Consider the following 21,163-nt stretch of genomic DNA (forward strand, 5'->3'; position numbering starts at 1 on the left):
AAACTTTACTTTTTTGCAATTTGAATCCCGAAGACAAAAATGATAGCTTATGTCACTCTGGGATTACACACATTTCTTTCAGAAAAACAAAGTGGGCTTTTTTACCAAAAGTTTCATTTTGCTGTTCCTATTCCTATTTGCGTATACCCTCTTTTTGATCTTTTATAGTTGGTCCAACTTTGAGGATTCCTTTCTCCTATTTGTGGTACCACTCCCATTTTATGTGGTAGCCACTTGCCTACTGTTAAAATATCGCCATCTCCTGAACGCGAAAAACCAGCGTACCGCTCCCAGCAGTAAACAGGATAAATATGAAAAAACGGGATTGTCCGAAGCTTTTTCTCAAGAGCTAAAGGAAAAATTGGAGGATTTGATGGATACCCAAAAACTCTATCTGAACCACGAGCTCCGTCTTGATGATATCGCCAATATGCTCAATATCTCCAGACACCATGCCTCCCAAGTAATCAATGAAAATTTTAACATGAGCTTTTACGACTACATCAACACCTACCGGATTGAAGAGGCCAAAAACAAGCTCTGCAACAATTTTAAAAAATCCTCCGAATCCATTTCCGATATCGCGTACCAATGCGGATTTAACAATCGGGTATCGTTTTACAAGGCATTTAAAAAACGGACGAAGATTACACCCAAGGAGTTCATCCAAAACGCGGCCTAGCAAGGTTTATCCTCGAATTTGTAAACGTAAACCTTATTCGGGAAATAAGTAAAGGTTAATAAGCGCTAACAATCTCCCCCTCAACTTTCTTTTGTTTTACGCCTGCAATCACAGGGCGGAGGCTCTAGATCTTATCTTCTTTCCGATTTTTTAGTTTTCATTGTTTCGGAAGATTTTTTGAATTAGCCTACAAAAAAGATTCATCCTCCCCCTGCTCGATTGCAAAAACTAACTCTAAATCAATTTTATGATAATGAAAAATTATTGGATGATGTTGGTGTTGTTATGCTGTTCCATTACAGCAGCACTGGCTCAAGAAAAGAATGTTAGCGGTACGGTTACAGACCAAAATGGATTGCCCCTTCCGGGTGTTTCCATTACCATTGTGGGGACTAATACTGGAACCCAAACGGATTTTGATGGAAACTATTCCATCATGGCTGCTATGGGTCAAACACTCCGTTTTAGCTATATCGGCCAAAAAACAGTAGAACAGGCTGTTGGAGCATCGTCTACAATTAATGTACAGATGGAAGAAGATGCGCAGGCGCTGGAAGAGGTTATTGTAACCGGTCAAGGTTCTGGTATTGCCAGAAGAAAATTGTCCACAACGGTTGATGTTTTGGATGCCGAGGAAATCGACAAATTGCCTGCCAACCAGATTGATCAATTATTACAATCGACCACTCCTAGTGCGCAGATTCGCTTGAGTTCTGGTCAGCCTGGTACGGCGGCAATCATTAGGACCCGTGGTCCAATTTCCGCCGCTTCATCAGCCACACCAGTTGTAATTATAGATGGTGTACGGGTAGACAACCTAAACTCCAACCCGCAATTGGGTATTGGAACCGGTGGCGCCAACGTTTCTGCCCTTGCGGACATTCCCGTTGAATCCATCGAAAAAATCGAATATATTAAGGGTGGTGCCGCAACTACGTTGTACGGTGCTGACGCTGCGAACGGTGTCATCCAAATTATCACAAAAAAGGGTAAGGAAGGTAGGAGTTCTGCCTACTTTGAAACCAATGTTGGTGTTATAAAGGGCACTAGGGATTTTTTAAAGTATGAAAGAACTGCAGAGGCTCTGTTCGAGCCTGGGCTTTCACAGGAGTTTAAAGTGGGATTGAATGGCGGCAATGAAAAATTCACCTACAACTTTGCCGGTAACCTATACACTGACGATAGTTTCAATGATATCAACGAGCAGATTAGACGGTCCTTTTCATTTGGACTAACCGCAAAAGTAACCGACAGATTACAGTACCAAGGATCGTTATCCTTCGTAAATTTCCAATCCAACTTGGATTACAACGCCAACACTAGCTTATCTCGTTTCTCCAACTTGGAAGGATCGGCAAGAGGAGACACTGCAGAATTCACGGATGCTGAGTGGGAGGATGAGTTGGCTTACTACCAAAATGTTGGTGATTTGGTCGATATTACCAGTACCACCAATCGTGTTACCGCTTCCAACAAATTTATCTATGACATTAACGATAACCTACAGGTGAACGCCACCATAGGTATCGATAATAGGAATACAGTTCAGGAAGAACTGTTGAATAATGAGTTACAAATTGCATTTGGACTAATTGCCCCAGGAATTACTGACCAAGGTAGTCTAAGTAGAGTATTGCGTTCCGCTTTCACTTTGACCACTGATATCAACCTAACGCACAAAGCAGACCTAGACAACTTCTCTTTTGTAAGTATCCTTGGTGGACAGTTCTTTAGAACTTCTGACAGACAGAACAGATTGGACGGTTCCGGAGGTGTTGACGGAACCCGTTCCTTGAACAACTTCTCAGAGCAAGCGTTCTCCGATTTCGTACTGGAAAACGCCAACTACGGTCTTTATTTCTTGGAAAACATCGGTATCTACGATGTGGCTTTCTTGGAATTTGGTGGTAGATTGGATAGGAACACGGCTTCTGGTTCCAATACAGACCCTTTATTGTTGCCTAAAATTGGTCTCACCTATAATCTTAGTGACCATGATTTCTACAGGGATGCAGGAATAAGCAATATCCTTTCAACTGTGAAGTTGCGTGCCAACTACGGTGAGGCGACCAACTTTGCCCAGCCGTTTGAACAGGACAGGACCTTTGCACAGAACCCATTCTTGGGCGGACCATCCTTTACGTTTGACAACCCTGGTAACGACGAGTTGGTATCCGAGCGTGTAAAGACTACCGAATTCGGTTTGGAACTTGGCTTCTTTAGCAATAGGTTGTTCCTGAGCGGTACCCGATATATGGGTATCACTGAAGATGCACTGTTTACACCTCAGTCAGCACCCTCCACAGGTCAGTTGAACCAGATCCAGAACATTGGTGAGGTGGAGAACAAAGGTTACGAATTTGAGTTGAGGGCAACTCCGATTCAAACAAATAAGCACACCTTGAGCGTTAACCTATCCTACAACACCAACGAAAACTTGGTAACGGATTCCGGTGGTGCGCCTCCATTCGTTGTGGGTGGTTTCGCTGTGCTGGGCTCCGTTGTTGAAGAAGGACAGAGCTTGGGTTACCTAAGGGGCACTGTAGCAATTCTCCAAGAGGACGGCACCTATTCCTTTGAGCCCAATACCGCTTTGGGTGACACCTTCGCCCCGAACTTCGGTTCCGTGGGACTTAACTACACTTGGGGAGACTTCAACTTCTTTGCAACTGCCGATTATCAGTTTGGAGGTCAAATCACCGATTTGAGCTTCTTGTTGAGACATAACAGGGGGACTGATGACACTGGTATTCCTGAAGAATTAATAGGAACTACTTCTCCTTTCAATTACACCAACTTTTTTGTGTTCGATAACGACTTCCTGAAAGTAAGGAACATCGGTGCTTCTTACAACTTTGGGGATATCGCCAAGCCATTGTTCAGCAATATTCGTTTGGGTTTAACCGCGACCAACCCGTTCAACTGGACGGCAGGTAACTTTGACCCTGAGACCACAGGGGCAGGTATCGGTACTCAGAACGGTTTTGCCAGTGGTGGTTTTGCCTACGGTACGGAATCCGCACCAAGAACTTATGTAGCCTCGCTAAGGTTTGAATTTTAATAAAAAAAAGATAACGATGAAAAAACTGATCATATTCTCCCTATCCATACTGGCCATTAGCTGTACAGGTGACTTTGGCGAAGTAGTGGACTTTAAAGAGATTGAAAACCCCAACCTATCGGAAGCTTCCGTGGTAGGGCAGCCCAACTCGGCCTCTATCTGGCTTTCAGGACTTGAAAGACAGTTGGCAATTGTATTCAACGAAACCTTAGTACTTTCGGAGCTAGGCTCGGACAACTATGTAAACACGCAGACCTTCTTCAACCAATTCATGGACGAATTGGAAATTAAGATTACCGATCCCGATATGAGGGATACCCAGCGTCAAATTCAGCGCTTGCGGGAATTAGCAGTTTTTGGATTGGACAAAGTTGGCCCTGGTGATCCTAACTACGATGCTGCTACCGAGGCAGAGTTCAACTATTTCGAAGGTCTATCCTATTTGTTTTCTGCGATGTATTTTTCCGCATTGCCAGCAGAGCCTACAGGTGTTCCAATAACCGCAAATCAGCATTATCAAAATGCAATTGCTTCTTTTGATACGGCAATTGCGCTCAATCCTCAACCAGAATATCATTTGGCCAAGGCAAGGGCACACTACTACTTGGGGAACAAGAACCAAGCTGTTGCTGCCGCAACAAATGCGCTTACCTTAAGTGCTAATTTTGACCGATTCGTATTGTTCGATGCGGCAAATGGGCCTTCAAATACATTCGAGAGTGCTCTTTACCAAAGAGCAACCTTCGATGATTTACAGCCACTTCCAACCTTGGACTTTTTAGATCCAAAGTATTCGTTTTTGAATACTTCACAAGATGCCCCAGTGCATTATTTGAAAGCAGAGGAAGCTCATCTAATTCTAGCAGAGGCTAATCTTGCCGACAATAACATCGAAGCCGCAAAGGATAATTTGATCAAATTACTGGATTTGATTGGAACAAGAGAGGTAAGAACCATCGATGATTCCATTGAGCAAAGAACTGAAGTTGTTGAGGGTTCACGACCTGATAGTACCATTGTTGTAGTCAATGGAAGAGAAGGACTCGTATTGAATAGACAATCTGGACCTATAGACATCCCATCAGTTTCCGGAACATCTTTGACCGCTAATGACGTGGCTGCCATGCAGGACGACGATGCTGGATTGGTGCTATTGTACCGCACAAGACAAGAGGTGTTCATCGCCGAGGGTCTCCGATTTGTGGACATGGGTGTTAAATTGGTCATCGATGAGAACGAGATTTTGTTGAATGAGAACATCAACGAAGGTGACTCAGGAACTATTGCTGTAATCCCTCCGTTTATCGCCTCGGTTACAGGTGATTTGGATGCTATAGTATATGTACCAGGTTCGGAGGTTGCAACAACAGTCATAGACCTTAATGAGATTCTGGTAGCAAACAAAAGCTCTAATTTTGTAGTTCCTTTCGAGTAGCATTTAATTTTAATAACGATTTTTAATCATAAAAAGCCCTTGGATAAATCCAAGGGCTTTTTTATTTGTCATTGGATAAAAGATGTTTTTATAAAATTACTTGTTAAATCTTATTCAAAAAAACTGCTGCCATTATTCACTTCATTGCAACACGCAATTGACTACCAGTTAATCTCAAAATCATTCTCTTCAAAGTCAATTAATCATCCCCTTTTCCTATTCATATATGAAATTAATTCTAGGTAATTCTGCTCAGTTAAATCCGTGATACTAATTTTTAACGCCTATGCTCAGCATCAATTTAAATGTACACTTAGAATGTAAAGAAATACAAGGCAAATTTGCATTCATCATTTACTGTTAACATTTATCGGCACGTGTAAAGGTTTTTAAACCTTAACACTTTCTTAAGATTCTTTTAGTTGTTTTGGGCTCATTCCGTATAAATGGGGGATTGGTCTTCGGTGTTCCGAACAACAAACTTAGCAGAGGGTGCCAAGGCCAAATCAACCTCTTACCTCAAGGCTACGGGCTGAAAAACTAACTCTAAATTAATGTTTATGACAATGAGAAATTATTGGATGATGTTAGTGTTCTTATGCTGTTCCATTACAGCGGCACTGGCTCAAGTAAGTAATGTTAAAGGTACGGTAACTGACTCCGAAGGGGTGCCTTTACCCGGTGTTTCAATCTTGGTTGTTGGTACCACCAATGGTACGCAAACCGATTTTGATGGAAACTATTCCATCATGGCTGCTACGGGCCAAACACTCCGTTTTAGCTATATCGGTCAAAAAACAATTCAAAAGACCGTCGGCACATCGTCTACCATAGATGTTCAAATGACCGAGGACACCCAAGCCTTGGAAGAAATCATTCTAACGGGTGTGGCCCAAGGAACTTCCCAAAGAAAACTTGCTTTTAAGGTAGAAACCGTAAATCCCTCTGGCGTTCAGACAGTTCCTACTCCCGACGCAGCTTCTGCGCTTATCGGAAAAGTGGCTGGTGCTCAAATTGTTCAAGGAGGTGGTAACCCACTACGGCAATCCGCTGTTATACTAAGGGGCGCAAGTGCCATCGAAGGCAGTACAAATCCACTTATCATTGTGGATGGGATTATTACCGAAGGAGGACTCAATCAAATCAGTACCCAAGACATCGCCTCAATTGAGGTTGTTAAAGGTGCGGCTGCCTCATCCCTTTATGGGTCGTTGGCTGGAAACGGGGTTATTCAAATCATTACCAAAAGGGGTAAAACGGACAAACCACAGGTCAAAATACGTTTCGAAAATGGATTTTCGGAAACTCAAAATGACTACCCTTTAGCCAGAAGACATGATCGACTTTTGGATGAGAATGGCAATTTTGACGTTTCTAGCGGGTCTATTGTCGCCGACCCTGACGGATTGTTCGATAATCCTTGGCCAGGACAGTTAATAAATAACGTGGAAGAGTTCATCACCTCTCAGCCATATAGCCAAATGGGGATTAGCGTTTCCCAAAATATGGATAAAGCCAACTATTTTATTTCCGCAGAGCAGACAGAAGTGCAAGGAATCTTAGAGGGTCTAAATCCATTTAGAAGACAAAACGCAAGGCTGAACTTAGATCTAAACCTTACCAACAAATTTAAGTTGGAATTGACCAACTATATTGTTCGTCAGACAGGAAACGAAGTAACCCAACAAGGGCAAGGTGACAACGTATTCTTTAATTTATTGACTTCAGATCCCACTATTCGATTGGATCAAAAAGATGCTAATGGAAACTTTATTCCCTTTTATGATGGAAACGGTTTTATCAATGAATACCAAAACCCACTTTACGTGGTATCCAATCAAAGGTTCGACAATGTTAACACTCGTATGATATCATCAGCCACAGGAAAATACAGTATATCGGACAAGTTCCTTTTTGAAGCCCATGTATCCACCGATCGAGGTAGAACCAAAGTTTTAAACTTTTTTCCAAAAGGCTACGTTTCCGGTTCCCAATTTAATCCTAATACCGATAACGGTTTCATTTTTGATTTAGATAGCGACTTTGCCAGAAATAATGCCTATGCACAGCTCAATTACAACACAGCAATAGGGGATTTTAACTTTAAAAGCTCACTTCGATATCTCTTCGAAGATGTCAAAAACTCTTTCAAAAGAGCTCAAAGCTCCAACTTTCTAACTGAAGGTGTAGTTAATCTACAACAGGGCACGGAAAATATACAGGTTGGCTCAGGAGCTTTTAGGGAAAAAACACAAAACATTTTCCTCACTGCTGATTTGGATTGGAAAGAAAAAGTAATCCTTGGAGGATTTGTTCGTCAAGATAGAAGTTCCTTGTTTGGTGAGGACAATAGGGATCAAATTTTCTGGAGAGGCTCCTTTGCCTATCGATTGGGAGAGGATTTAAAAGTTGACTGGTTGGACGAACTTAAGTTCAGAGGTTCCTATGGTACGGCCGGTCTACGACCTGATTTTGGTGATATCTTTGAAACCTTCAATGTAAGCCAAACTGGTATCACACCGCTTCAGATTGGAAACCCCGATCTTCAGTCTCCTACGATTAGTGAACTTGAAGTTGGTATTGATGTAGGAATTAACAACAATTATCTCTTAAGCGTTACCTACGCGGATTCCAAAACAGAAGATGCCCTGCTCACAGTACCTTTATCTGGGGCTGTACCAGGAGCTGTACAGGTGCAAAACGTAGCAGAAACGGCATACAAAGCATGGGAGGCCTCCTTTAGCGGTACACCAATCAAAACTAAAAACACAACTTGGGATTTTGGTGTTACGTTCGCTACCGTTGAAAACACTGTTGAAAGTTTAGGTAATGTAGCTCCATTTAACAGGGTTATCCAAGGATTTGCAGCAACAGGAAGTGATGTGCAACTGGATGCCGACCCAGCGGTAAACGTTTTCCGCGTGGAGCCAGGACAACCCTATGGTGCTATGTATGGTAATCAATTAGTAAGGTCTTTAGATGAATTGACCGTACAAGATGGAGTAGTTATAAACGAAGGTTTGAACCTTCCGTTGTCTGCATTTTCTGTCAATGAATTTGGGCACGTTATAGTGACAGCCAATGAAAACCAATCAGGTCTTGTCAATGCTGGCGGGGAACAGGCAATCCGTAAATGGGATGCTGAAACCAATCAATTGGCGGTTGGTCTCATTGGTGATACGAACCCTGATTTTATCATGGGTTTTCGTAATACTTTCACTTATAAAAACTTGAGGTTATATACGTTGATAGATACCCAAATTGGTGGTGACGTGTATAACTACACCAGACAATATCTGTATTTTAACGATAGACATGCCGATTTGGACGCCTTTGGGGCTGCTGGACAACAATCCTCTTATGCCAACGCCAGTTCAACCATTTATAATGGCGGTGGACCAATCAATTACTTCGTAGAGGATGCGAGCTTCACCAAACTTAGAGAGGTTTCTTTGACCTATACTTTGGACAAAAAGGTATTGGGTCCTAAAATACCCATCGAAGATGTCCAGTTCACGCTTTCTGGAAGAAACTTGTATACCTGGACCAATTATACTGGATACGATCCAGAAGTGGCACTAAGTGGCAGCCCTATTTTTAGATTGGATGAGTTTTCCTTTCCAAACTTTAGGACGTATGCCATGTCAGTTCAAATAACTTTTTAAAAAACTATCATGAAAAAATTAGCATATATTGTGATGGCTTTGACGATTCTGTCATGCTCACAAGAAGAGTTTAACATCCCCAATAGTAATCAAGCCGATGCCCAAAGGGTATTGGCCAATGGAAATGACTTTCAAAATTTTAATATTTCCAATCATTCGGCTCTTTTTACAAGTCAAATAGGGTTTTCCGGAATATATTTTAGAGGCTTGTCCGATCAGTTTACCACTACCAATGCCTTTGCCGGATTTTGGGATTACTGTGATCAACCCCGAAGACAAATTATCAATTCAACTGCCAACGACAACCTCTCCGATCAAGCAGGAGGGCCGTGGAATAATTTCAACTCCGTAATCAACAATGCCAATATTGTAATCAATAATATTGAGAATGAAGGAGGAGAAGTAATTGTTTCCGAGGCAGATTTCACCCAGCAGGAGCTTGCTGGGGCTTATTTTGATAAAGGAGTCGCTCAAGGCTATCTTTCTTTGATCTACGACAAAGCCTACATCGTAAATCCAGAAACTGACCCTAATACATTGGAGTTTTCTAATTATCAAGAGATGTTTGAAACTGCTGTGGTGAACATTTCCAAAGCTGTTCAATTAGCCCAAGCGGTTTCAGGTTTCGAATACTCGGTATATCCAGGGGGGCAGGTTTTGGATTTTAACTATTTTGAGCAATTGGCCAACGGTTATTTGGCGCGCCTATCCATTGGTCTTCCAAGAACAGCTAGTGAAGCACAATCCTTGGATTACAATGCCATTTTAAACTATGCCAATAAAGGTATAACCTCGGATTTTAGCCCTCCTGCCACAGAGGCTGTTTTCTTTAATAACCTGCAGGATTGGTCACTTTTTACAGTAGGAGATGGTTCTGGCTACATGCCAACCGATCAAAAAATACTTCATTTGATTGACCCGACTTATCCTACCGATTACCCGACGGACGAAAGCATTATTTTAGACCCTGCCATTAGTAATGGCGATCCCAGATTTGGTGATTATTATGAATATATGGGAGAGCTTTTTGGATTTTTAAGAGCTTCTCGAGGCCGACATCTGTTTTCAAGTTATAGAACGAAAAAGTTTTATAATGACAATGATCAAAATCAAACTGGTTTGCCAACAAATATAATGGCAGCAGCCGAAATGCAGTACATTAAAGCAGAATGTCATTATAGACTTGGCAACTACGATGCAGCGGTTCAGGCTTTGAATGAATCTCCAAGGATGATGGTTGGTGGTCTTTCCACAACTCCAGAAGCTGCCAATGTGCTAAATGCACTACTATATGAGGTATCCATTGAGTTGGATTTAGCTTCTGGTATGTGTGTTGAGTGGTGGTTTATGAGAAGACATGATATGTTACAGGCTGGGTCACCCACCATGTACCCAGTACCTGCTTCTGAACTGGAAATATCACAAGATGATATTTACACTTTTGGAGGTCCAGCGGCTGCAGGACAAACAGGGACAGCATCTGGCTCAAATGATTGGAGAAACATTGATTTGGTTTACTAAAATAGATTCTTTTAAAAAAATGATAAGCCGCTATATGAATAGCGGCTTATTCAATTTATTTTTCATACATATCTTACTAATAAGCGGCCTAATCCAATTAGCATGTCAATCCAAGAAAGATTATACAAAAACCTGTATGGAAGGCACCCAAGTTGAGATACGATTTTTATACCCCTTTTCCTTTCATAAAAAGGATAGTCTATTCCTAGACGAACTTGTTTTTACGCATGTTGATTATCTGGATAGTATTTCGCTGGGAAATTATCTGCCAAACCAAAATCCAGTGGTATTCCATAGGAATGGCAAACAGCTAAGAGAAAAATCAAATCAAATTAGTATAGCCAGAGTATTGGGAAAACAATTATCAGAAACAGGTAATTATAAAATTATCAATGGTCCTGAACTACTAACGTCAGGTACACTTAAAATTTCCAAAACCAATGGCGAGACCATACAAATATGCCATACTCCCGACTATTTAGCTGCCATTTCCGTTGTTGTAAAATGAATAAAGTAGGCCCTTTCTAACACTCAAAGACCAAATCCATCAACCCAAACCCCTCATCCGTCAGATCAAAAGGGGCATCCGTCAATTGGCACCCTAAAAATCCATCCGTAGCCCTTATGTTTGGGATATATTCATCAAAGTATAGTGTATTATGATCCCAATCTTTAAAACACCGATGACCTACGTTTTGACAAGTGCCTTGTTGTTCTCAATGACTACCGCATTTGGTCAAGAGAATTCAGCTGCACCCCTAAGGCTTGACAATTTTATTAACCGAAGTTGCACCACTAACTACAAGAAGATTACTTCGGAGACGGTGCAAAACATCCTCAAACACGATGTGTACTATATTACCCAAGAAATCAAAAACATCTATGGTGAGAAAGAGACCGAAATCCATGAATTTATTGTGGTAGACAATGGACGAGAGGTGCAGCCTTTCGAAAAAATCCAAATGAACACCCCACTTCCCAAGTTAACGAGTTATATCCGTGAGGACTTTGTATTAAATCCAGAATCCGCTCCCCATTTTCAAGCACTGTTGGACTACATCTATCCCATTGCCGAATGGAAACCGGACAAACGGGAGTTCTTTTTTACAAAAGGTAAATGGTACTTTCTTCGCGATGGCTATTTCCGCTCCAAACAGGGTTTTGAGATAACCGTGGACTCCAAAGGCAAGATCACCTATATCTGCTATAAAATGAAATGGGACGAAACGGAAAGCAAATAAACAAAAATGCCTCCCAATGGGAGGCATTTTTTATCCTTTAAAGATGAATTCTTAGTAGAAAGTAGCTCTCTTATCGTCGATTTCCGCTTTGTCTTTTAAAGCATTATAAACCGCTCCATTCACCCTTGCCGAAGTGCTCGATTGCAAGCTTTGAGCATAAGTGCTATAGTTCTCCACATCAGGAGCTTCTGTTTTGTTGGTCACTGTCAATTTGTAGACCCCTGTTTCTCCCTTAATGAGTTCGGAAGTCTGGTCTTTGTCCAACGCAAATGCAGTTCCCACAACCATAGGCTCTCTACCGGCTCCAGGCAAGGTAGGTGCCTTTAGCGTTACTGCTGATGCAGTACTGATGCTCACATTATTATCCGACGCCATGGCATCCAAGCTTTTTCCTTGGTTGGCAGCGATAATCTGTTGTGCCTTGCGTTCTTTTCTTATAGCTGGCAATGCCGTTGCAGAAGCATCTTCTGGTGCCATAAGGCCTTTTCTGTATTTTTTGGTGAGCTGTACCACGGCATATCCGTTGTTTACATCAAAACGTCTCACGTCACCTACATTGGTATCCTCGTTAAACGCCCATTGCACCACACTGCGCTGTGAACCCAAACCGGGCAGATTCTCTTCCATTTCCTTTATTTTGTTCACAGGACGAACGGTGTAGCTGCTTTCTCTGGCAATATCCCCAAAATTTTCGGGCTCATCATCTATAACCGCCATTTCAAACTTGGTGGCATCAGTAAATAGAGTATTGATGGTCTGCTCGGAAGGTTCTACTTCACGGGCCAAAGTAGCCACTTGAATTACATCCTGCTTATCATCTACCTTGATGACATGGTATCCAAATTGGGTTTCTACCAATCCGATGGTTCCTACTGGATTCCCAAAACAGAAATCATTGAACTCATCGGCCATTAGACCTTCTTGGAAGTAACCAAGGTCTCCACCACGAGGTGCAGAAGGTCCATCGGAATTTTCCCTGGCCAAGGTAGTGAACATCACATCCTCTTTTTTGGCTTCGGCCAACAATCTTTTGGCTTCCGCTTCAGCTTCTTCTTTGGTCCTTGTAACCGCTGGATTAGCCCTTTCGGCACCTTCCCAGGCAATAAGGATATGGCTGGCCTTTACAGTACCATTTGCCTTTCGGCCCATGATTTTTGAGACCTTGTAGAAGTCACCATCCTTGTACGGACCATATACTTCTCCAACTTCCATCGCCATTAAAGTATCGGCCACTACGGAAGGAAGGTCTTTTTTGGCCTTGTAGATAGTGTCGAATTTTTCATCCGAATGTCTGTCCAAAAAGGCAGCCATATCGGTTGTATTCCTAAATCCGGCAATGGTATCGTTGGCATCTTTGGCCTCCGAGTACTCCACTGAATCATCCAATAAGGCCGTAATGGCTTCCTTTACACTGGCGTCATCTTCTGCGGATGGCTTTTCTTCGAAATACACAAATCGGATATCCCTGGCATTTTCTTGTTGAAACTTGGCTTTGTGTTCTTTAATGTACGCCTCTATCTCACTTTTGGAAACTGTGATGGTACTGTCTGGAATGGTAGTGTACGGGATACGGACATACTTGATATCGACCTTATCGTTGGCCATTGTGTAATCCAATTCTCCTTCGGCCAAGGTAGCAGTCACCCCACCTTTCACCAAATTGAAGTACATACGTTCTTTAGCAGCTTGGATAATGGCCTTTTCGTCTTGCAACCAAGCATCGTAACGCAAAGGGTCGTTGGCTTTCCAATCGGCAATCGTGCTTTTGAACACCTGTTCGTTGAAAATTCCATTCTCATCTTGAAAATCTGGAATTTGAGCGTAACCGGAGGTTCTAACAAAATCAACAATCTGATCGCTCTCCACTTCAATGCCCAAATCCTCGAACTGCTGGTTTAGGATAGTCCTTCGCACCTCTTGGTCGTATACCATGTTGACCAATTGGGTTCCCGTAACACTTGGTCCATATCTTCTTGAAGCATTCTCTACCTGAGCCCTAAACTCATCAATGGGAATATTTTCTCCATTTACCTCTGCGACCGTGGAGCCAACTTTGCCACCGGCAAAATTATCGCTGCTGAACACTCCAGATATTACAAATGCGAACAACGCCAAACCAATGATAAGAATAAGAACTGTTGTCCGTTTTCTAATATTCTCTAATATTGCCATTTTACTGCTTGTTTTCTTTAATTTCAGTGGGCGAAAATACCACTTTCTTTTCAAATAGGAAAGCCAAAAAAGGGACCGAAATTATTAATCTTCAGTGTGAACGGTGACCTTCACCAAATCGATTTTGGTGTTTGACACCTCCAAAATCTTGAAGCTGAATCGATCTAAGGTCACTTCGGTATCCTGTTCGGGTATTTCCCCCGTCTGATGCACGATCAAACCGCCCAAGGTTTCATATTCTTCGCCTTCCGGCAGCTCCAGTTTGTAGTTCTCGTTAATGTAATCCACCTCCAATCGGGCAGAGAACTTGTATTCGTTTTCCCCAATTTGCTCCTCGTGCAGGTCCGTGGAATCGTGCTCGTCCTCTATTTCGCCAAAAAGCTCCTCAATGATGTCCTCAACGGTCAAAATTCCCGAAGTACCCCCGTATTCGTCCAAAACCACGGCCATACTCTTTCGTTTTTTGGTCAATACGTTCAAAATATCCTGAATGAGCATGGTCTCTGGAACAAATTCCACCGGCAACAAGATACTTTTGATGGTTTTGGGTTTTTTGAACAGCTCGTAGGAATGCACATAACCTATAATCTCATCGATACTGTCCTTGTACACCAAGATTTTTGAATATCCGGTTTCTGAAAAGAGTTTAGTAAGGTTTTTTGGTGTTTCGCCGATTTCTACGGCCGTAATCTCGGTCCGCGGTACCATCACTTCCCTTGCCTTTACGGTTGAAAATTCCAACGCATTCTGGAAAATCTGGATTTCGGAATCCACATCGTCCTCCTCTTCCACGGTCTCCATTTGCTCATTGATATAATCTCCCAGCTCCAATTTGGTGAAAGTAAGTTGCACCTCGTCCCCTTCGGTCTTGAAAAGGGTTCTGAGGACAAAATCGGACACCTTGATGACAAAGGATGAAATCACCGAAAACAACAGGTAAAAAACGTAGGCCGGGACGGCGAATACCTTGATCAGCACATTGGCATAGATTTGAAAGAACACTTTGGGCAGGAACTCTGCCGTTAACAATATGAGCAGCGTTGAAATTACGGTTTGGGAAAGCAGACTAAAATCCGTCAATAGGACATTGACAAACTCATATTTGGCGGGCAACAAGCTTTGGAACCACTCCATGAGTACATCACCCATAAAAAGACCATAGATCACCAAGGCAATATTATTGCCAATAAGCATGGTGGCAATAAACTTGGATGGTTTGTCGGTGAGCAGGGTAAGTACCTTGGCCAGAAAGCCTTCTTGCTTTTTCTCTATTTCAATATGAATCTTGTTGGCGGAAACGAAGGCGATTTCCATGCCGGAGAAAAATGCCGATAACAGCAGGGAAACAATGATAATGATTAGGGAGGAGTCCAAGGTTATTGTTGATTATCCTTTTTTCGCTGTTCAAAACGTTTCCGATATCTTCTTCTAAAGACAAACATAGCAACCGATATTACGGCGAAAAAGATAAAGATATAGGTTTCCTTTGGGTCTACGCTCCAAAGTGTCGCAATCTTATAAATGGATATGGCGGCTACGGCCAAGTATAGGTATTCTGTATATCGTAAAATCTTAATCATCCTGTTCTTCTTCTTTAATCGTCATCATCCCATAGGTTTTATGGGCCTTGAAAAATGTAAAATCCTTATTAAAATCCATCCCCTCCCCGTCCATTACGGTTCTGTCTTCCGGATTGGTATAGGTAAATGAGGCCTCTGTAAAAATCCAATTATTTTTTCTGTCAAAATATAACTGATCGGTCTCCAATTTTTTGCCATCGTGACTTTCCAGCACCACATTCCCCCGCAAATCTATCAAATTGGTTTGGGAATATACGATACCATAATCGGCTATGATCACACTTTTTTGATTCTTTTCATTGAAAAAATCCACCCGTAGTCCTTCTGGGAAGGTACGGAACTTAAACCGCTGATTATCGAAATCCTCGGATAAAGGACTGGTGAGCACAGCTATGACCCTTGTATTGGCAGAATCCTGGGTGCTCATGGCTTCCACAGTTTCGGTATAGGTCAAGGTAAAGTTTTGGGCAACACCTTGGGGGAAAAGTGGCTTTACGGCCTCCTCGCCCACTCTTTCATAGTCGTCACCACAGGACATAAAAAGGATTGCCACGGTGAAAACCGTGGCAAAGCTCTTTAAGATATGTTGTAATTTCTGTTTCACCTTATAGATTAGGCACGGTAACGCTACCTCCTACCCAACAGCTGAAGGAAATGGTCTTTCCGGCCATTCCGGAACTAAAGATCATCTCTTTGGATGGGGCCTTAGCTTCGTAGCTTGCGGCTGCTTGACTTGCACGCCCGCTCAAAGCAGGGTCCACGGTGGCAGCTTTTCTTGCCATACTTGCAGCTTTCCAATAGATAGCTCTTTTCTCGAACGGAGTGCTTCCACAATCGTTGGCACTGTTTCCATAGAGGTTGGCAATCAACAAATAGGCTTTACCGTTTGCTGGATTGGCATCAATGGATTTCAAAGCATAGCTTCTTGCTTGTGAAGAACTGCTTCTCCTAACAGTGGTCGCAATCTTATATAGAATCTCCGATTTTTTGTATGAATCGGTCTCCAACTCTACCGCCTTGTTAAAGTCGGCAAGGGCTCCGTTCATATCACCGGATTTCTGTTTCAATACACCACCGTACATGTAGGCGTCTGCAGAAGGATCTAAAGCCAATTGGGCCTCGAATAATTTTCTAAACATGGGGTCATCCGTACATTCTTTGGAGAACATTCTTCCCACGGCACGTTTTACCCACTTTACATCACCTTTCTTTTCATCAAAGCTTTTTTCGTATAGTGGAATCAGGTTATCACAATCTGCAAGTGCACCCAATTTGGAATCTACACTGCTGGCCACTTTACCGTAAGATTCTGAGTTCACGGTAGCCGCTCTTAGCATTTTCTTTTCCTTGGAGGTCAAGGTTCCCAAAGAATCCTTGGGAAGAAGCTTGGTCACCACATCGGTCAACTGCTTGTTCTCTTCCTCAATTTTACCGGTTACATCATCATAAGTGTTGAAGACATCCTGAAGATCTTTCTTACCTGCATCGTGCAGGTCCACCAAACTTGAGAAGTATAGGTACAATGCCCTTGGATTCTTAAAGTTGGCTTGATCTTCTTGGAATGCCTTGTCCAACATATTGAACAATTCCTCATCGGAAGCCATTTTGTTTTCGTACATCAACAATACCTTATCAATGGCAACTCCCGCTTTGGTGTAGTTGGTTGGGAAGTACTTAAGACTGTTGTCATACAATGTCAACAAATCTTGGATGTAGGTATCCTTCTCGGCTCCAGTGGAGCTTTCGATCTTAGATTTTAGGATTCTTTCCCCATAGGAAAAGTTTGCCTTGTTGATATCTGGACAGCTTTCATACACCATTTTCCATGGTTCGTAAGCTGCATCATAATTTTTCACCTTTACGTGTTCTGCATAAATCGACAGATTGGTCATACACTCAGGGTTCTGTGCTTGGGCCATACTTAATCCCGTCAACATCGTGACCATTATCATTGTTAAGTAGTGTCTCTTTTTCATCTTTCTAATTTTAAAGCTGTTAAAGTACAAATTTTCATTAAAAAATCCTTTTTCGGGATCTTTTATGGGTGGTTATTTATTAATTCTTCAAAAAAACGGCCTATCAATCTATTTTTCTTCGCAAGAACCATCTATCATTTAACGATAAGCCCAGATTGATTTTGAAATAACTTTCTTCCACCAGGTTCTGATCCGTGGTGCCTCGTCTACCCAGCTCAAACCCAAGGTTCAAGTTGGAGAAACTTCCACCCAACGGTAAACCAAATCCAAAAGTTATGCCAAAATTGTTTATCTCTTTGTTATTGACGGTCATCCCGGTCACATCATACCGAAGTCCGGCACGGTAGGTCACCCGATTAAAGTAACCGTTGAGCGCCCTGTATTCGGGAATCCAGTATCCGCCCAAGGCGTAGCTGTTCGCATCATTATAGGTTACGTTATCCAAACCCAAGAAGGCATTCTCAAACTTGCTCATCTGCTGAAAACTGTATTCGGCCCCTACAAACCATCTTTTATCCTCTCCATATCCCAATCCCAAGGTGGTTCGGGTTGGCACTTTTATTTCGGTATTTCTAAGGTTGGATGCATCCAGATTTACATCGACCACCTCTATGTTATTTCCATTTGCCACGGAGAACGAGCCCAGTGTTTCCGAGTTCTTCGATACCAAATTTCCTTGGGTATTGATGAGAACGGAAGTATATAAGGTGTATTTGTCCTTGATGGTCGGGGTATAGTTAATGGCGTATTTAAAATCGTAGCCGTTAATCCTCGACTCCCTATCGTCCAAGGTACCAAACTGTACTCCTTCCACACTTTGGATCCTTTGGTATTCCAGCGTTCCAAAGTTGTAGTTAACCGTGGCGCCCAAGCTTACATTTTTGATCGGCTCAAAACCAATGGAGGCATACAGACGGTTCAACCCGCCGGAACCTTCAAAAAAACTGGCGACTTCTGCCCCACTGTTGTTCTGGGTTATCGAGTTTAAACTATATCCTACGGAAGAGTAGGGCATAATCCCGAAACCGAAGCCTGCATTTTTCGCTATGGGAAACCCTATGGCCAAATAATCCAAATTGGTCACGGAGGTGTTCTGCTCATCGGTAAAGGTTTTAAGACGGAATTCTTTGTGGGAAAGTCCTGCGGTATAGGCTGTCAACCGTAATTTGGAATAGGCTGCCGGATTGCCCAAATTGATATGGATACTGTCCCCGTACATGCTCAATCCGCCCATCATCTGGGTATCCACTGCCCCGTTGTCGCGTTGGTCGCCAATACCGAAGTATGAATAGGGCGAAATGGTTCCATTTTGTGCGAACAGACCATGGGCCACTACGCAGAAAAAAGCGATCAGAATTTTTTTAATCATTCAGTTTGTATTGTATTCCAGTAGGCAGTTGAGCCCCTCCAAGAGAAATTTGGAGTTGGCAAATATGGTGTTTTTTAGTCTTTTGGCAAAAAAATGGTAGTCCCCGCCTGTTAAAATAACTGTTAAATCTTGAAAACGAGACCGATATTGTTCGATTACACCGTCCACTTCCTGTGCTACCCCATTGATGACCCCACTGTGCATGCAAGATTCGGTGGAGTTGCCCACAAAGTCCAACAGCTCATCGGGCTGGAGCAGCGGTAGGCCGGCAGTTTGGTTGTGCATGGCATTGTAGCGCATCCGGATACCGGGCGAAATGGCTCCGCCCACATATTCCCCGGCATTGTTCACCATATCGTAGGTGATGCAGGTGCCGGCATCGATGACCAAGGTGTTGCCGCGCGGGTTTTGATGATAGGCGGCCGCGGCCAGGGCCAATCGGTCTACGCCTAGGGTTTGCGGGGTTGCGTAGCTATTTTTAAAGGGAACCTTGGAGGCACTGGTAAGCACGTGCACTTTGCAAAAAAGGGCCACCACATCGCGCTCTTTGCGGTCCATTTTGCCCACCGACGAGAGAATGGTCTTGCTGATACGGGGATACTGCTCGAACAGTTCCTTGATCTTGGAAAGGAACAGCCCCGACTCCGAAGATTGATCATGCACGATTTTGCCTTTATCGAAAACCGCGTATTTAATCAAGGTGTTGCCTATGTCGATGACCAAATTCATATCGCAAAGATCGGGAATTGGAAAAAATCAGCACCTTTTTTTCGGGATTTTGTTTGTATATCCTAATTTTGAAATTATATTTGCACCCGCTTAATACAGCATGGTACCTTAGCTCAGTTGGTAGAGCAACGGACTGAAAATCCGTGTGTCCCTGGTTCGATTCCTGGAGGTACCACAAAGTGGAAGCTACGAAAAGCCCGTCCTATTTGGATGGGCTTTTGTTTTGGAACAAAACGGAATCGAAGTTTATACTGAGCAAAAACAATATGTTTTGGCCGAGGTGCTGCCCAATGGGGAGTTATGGCCTAAACCGACTTGTTTTTTAACCTGTTCTTTGTCGCCTGCTGTTATTTTGTTAGAAATCCCTTGTTTGTTTCGTTCGGTTCAATCAAGTCCCACATATTTCCATATAAGTCTTCAAATACTGCCACTGTTCCGTATTCAAACTCCGTGGGCCGTCTCACAAAACATATTTCTCTTTCTGTCATTTTGTTATAGTCTCTCCAAAAATCATCTGTGAACAGAAAAAATCCTACTCGCCCTCCAGTTTGGTTTCCAATACTTTCCCTTTGTTGTTCATTGGCAGCTTTGGCAAGTAATAGACAACATTCCTTTGCTCCAGGTGGCGCAATCATCACCCACCTTTTCTTATCATCTATTTTGGTGTCTTCAAGAATGGTAAAATCCAGTTTTTTGGTATAGAAGTCAATCGCTTCATCATAATCCTCAACTACTAATGTTATATGTGCTATTCTTTGATACATTCCTTATTCATCCATGTTAATTGTAAGGGTCAAGCCCAAGACTTCGTTACATAAATTTCAAATTGGCTGAGCGTAGCGGAAGCCAGTGCTGCCCTATGGGGAGTTATGGGGTAAACCGACTTGCTTTTTAACTCAGTTCTTTACTGGGCCAAGTATTCTTAATACACTGTCCCCATAAACTGTATTAAAACCTTGTCCTTCTTTATTTCACAAATTACTTTTCTATCCAATGACCCACCATTGGTATAATATCCACCGCCTGTTTGTTCCTTTTTGCCATTTTCTCGCTCAAAAATTAATTCATAGGAGCCATCGCCTTTCTGATTGTTCGTCATATCCAGAAATTCTTCTACGGATTCGTTGGGTTTGATTTTTTCGATTTCCAGTTTCGTTTTTCTGTCAGAAGAGAAAGTTACGTTATGGATGGTTTCGTTGGAGGTGTTTTTGATTTCAACAAGTATTCCGTTTTTACCAAAATGGCAGGAACTCATAATCAGCAATACTAGTATGGTAATCAGTCTTTTCATCGTGTGTACAAAGGTCTAGATATAATTTCGTCACCTCATTTTCTTCTTCAATCAGCATAGCTGAAGCCAAGAACATCTAGGCTTGGGGTCAAACCTAACTACCAGCAGGCAGGAATCATTGGTTATGGAGCGTATTACAAAACGGCTCTTTTAGATTTCAATTGATATTTTCACCTTTCCACCTAGTCCTTTTTCCACAATATCGTAGAGTGTTTTTAGCGTAAGATTGCTTCCGTTATTTTCCACACGCGAAATGTAAGTCCGTTTTTTGTCCACAAGTTCGCCCAATTGCTCTTGGGTAAGGTTTTTTTCCTCACGTGCCTTACGCAACAAAAGTCCGATTTTAAAGGACTCGAAGTCCCTTTCCAGTTCATCTCTACGTTCAGTTCCCCTTTCTCCGTAAACGGCATCCTTTATATCCTTCCAACTTTTTGTATCCAT

17 protein-coding genes and 1 tRNA gene are annotated in these 21,163 nt (G+C 42.5%); 8 read left to right on the forward strand and 10 right to left on the reverse strand.

Going from position 1 to position 21,163, the window contains the following annotated elements; all coding sequences use genetic code 11:
- Positions 1-49: 49 nt before the first annotated feature.
- The 7 genes from EO130_RS00550 (at position 50) to EO130_RS00580 (ending at position 11,605) form a co-directional block, all read left to right on the forward strand.
- Positions 50-682, forward strand: coding sequence for a helix-turn-helix domain-containing protein (locus EO130_RS00550; RefSeq protein WP_127139589.1), 633 nt, complete (start codon positions 50-52; stop codon positions 680-682).
- A gap of 247 nt (positions 683-929) precedes the next feature.
- A complete protein-coding gene (locus EO130_RS00555; RefSeq protein WP_127139590.1) occupies positions 930-3,743 on the forward strand; it encodes a TonB-dependent receptor domain-containing protein in 2,814 nt (937 codons plus the stop codon).
- Between the two features lie 16 nt (positions 3,744-3,759).
- Positions 3,760-5,178 (forward strand): RagB/SusD family nutrient uptake outer membrane protein, encoded by a 1,419-nt coding sequence (locus EO130_RS00560; protein ID WP_127139591.1) that lies wholly within the window; start codon positions 3,760-3,762, stop codon positions 5,176-5,178.
- Between the two features lie 560 nt (positions 5,179-5,738).
- Positions 5,739-8,843, forward strand: coding sequence for a SusC/RagA family TonB-linked outer membrane protein (locus tag EO130_RS00565; protein ID WP_164732850.1), 3,105 nt, complete (start codon positions 5,739-5,741; stop codon positions 8,841-8,843).
- Between the two features lie 9 nt (positions 8,844-8,852).
- Complete coding sequence (locus EO130_RS00570; RefSeq protein WP_127139593.1) at positions 8,853-10,364, forward strand: RagB/SusD family nutrient uptake outer membrane protein; 1,512 nt, start codon at positions 8,853-8,855, stop codon at positions 10,362-10,364.
- Between the two features lie 136 nt (positions 10,365-10,500).
- Positions 10,501-10,872 (forward strand): hypothetical protein, encoded by a 372-nt coding sequence (locus tag EO130_RS00575; protein WP_206513098.1) that lies wholly within the window; start codon positions 10,501-10,503, stop codon positions 10,870-10,872.
- A gap of 151 nt (positions 10,873-11,023) precedes the next feature.
- Entirely contained in the window at positions 11,024-11,605 is a 582-nt protein-coding gene (locus tag EO130_RS00580) for a hypothetical protein (protein ID WP_127139595.1), read from the forward strand.
- Between the two features lie 51 nt (positions 11,606-11,656).
- On the opposite strand, the gene EO130_RS00585 is transcribed toward EO130_RS00580, so the two are convergent.
- From EO130_RS00585 to EO130_RS00615, 7 genes are all read right to left on the reverse strand, one after another.
- Positions 11,657-13,777 (reverse strand): peptidylprolyl isomerase, encoded by a 2,121-nt coding sequence (locus tag EO130_RS00585; protein WP_127139596.1) that lies wholly within the window; start codon positions 13,775-13,777, stop codon positions 11,657-11,659.
- Positions 13,778-13,861: 84 nt separating this feature from the next.
- Positions 13,862-15,151, reverse strand: coding sequence for a hemolysin family protein (locus EO130_RS00590; RefSeq protein ID WP_127139597.1), 1,290 nt, complete (start codon positions 15,149-15,151; stop codon positions 13,862-13,864).
- Positions 15,152-15,153: 2 nt separating this feature from the next.
- A complete protein-coding gene (locus EO130_RS00595; RefSeq protein WP_127139598.1) occupies positions 15,154-15,357 on the reverse strand; it encodes a hypothetical protein in 204 nt (67 codons plus the stop codon).
- Positions 15,350-15,961 carry an LPS export ABC transporter periplasmic protein LptC gene (gene lptC / locus EO130_RS00600; RefSeq protein WP_127139599.1) on the reverse strand — a complete coding sequence of 204 codons (612 nt, stop codon included), beginning with the start codon at positions 15,959-15,961 and terminating at the stop codon, positions 15,350-15,352. The genes EO130_RS00595 and lptC overlap by 8 nt, the downstream gene beginning before the upstream one ends.
- Position 15,962: 1 nt before the next feature.
- A complete protein-coding gene (locus EO130_RS00605; RefSeq protein WP_127139600.1) occupies positions 15,963-17,333 on the reverse strand; it encodes a hypothetical protein in 1,371 nt (456 codons plus the stop codon).
- 103 nt (positions 17,334-17,436) lie between these two features.
- On the reverse strand, positions 17,437-18,702 hold the full coding sequence (locus EO130_RS00610) for a BamG family beta-barrel-assembly machinery protein (RefSeq protein ID WP_127139601.1): 1,266 nt from the start codon (positions 18,700-18,702) through the stop codon (positions 17,437-17,439).
- Positions 18,703-19,431, reverse strand: coding sequence for a type III pantothenate kinase (locus EO130_RS00615; protein ID WP_127139602.1), 729 nt, complete (start codon positions 19,429-19,431; stop codon positions 18,703-18,705).
- 102 nt (positions 19,432-19,533) lie between these two features.
- On the opposite strand from EO130_RS00615, the gene EO130_RS00620 reads away from it, so the two are divergent.
- Positions 19,534-19,606, forward strand: a tRNA-Phe gene (locus EO130_RS00620).
- 172 nt (positions 19,607-19,778) lie between these two features.
- Here EO130_RS00620 and EO130_RS00625 read toward each other — a convergent pair.
- From EO130_RS00625 to EO130_RS00635, 3 genes are all read right to left on the reverse strand, one after another.
- On the reverse strand, positions 19,779-20,195 hold the full coding sequence (locus EO130_RS00625) for a VOC family protein (RefSeq protein WP_127139603.1): 417 nt from the start codon (positions 20,193-20,195) through the stop codon (positions 19,779-19,781).
- Positions 20,196-20,353: 158 nt separating this feature from the next.
- Positions 20,354-20,722 carry a hypothetical protein gene (locus EO130_RS00630; protein WP_127139604.1) on the reverse strand — a complete coding sequence of 123 codons (369 nt, stop codon included), beginning with the start codon at positions 20,720-20,722 and terminating at the stop codon, positions 20,354-20,356.
- A gap of 150 nt (positions 20,723-20,872) precedes the next feature.
- A complete protein-coding gene (locus EO130_RS00635) occupies positions 20,873-21,163 on the reverse strand; it encodes a helix-turn-helix domain-containing protein (RefSeq protein ID WP_127139605.1) in 291 nt (96 codons plus the stop codon).

The sequence above is a fragment of the Flagellimonas marinaquae genome, from assembly GCF_003992675.1.
GTDB lineage: Bacteria > Bacteroidota > Bacteroidia > Flavobacteriales > Flavobacteriaceae > Flagellimonas > Flagellimonas marinaquae.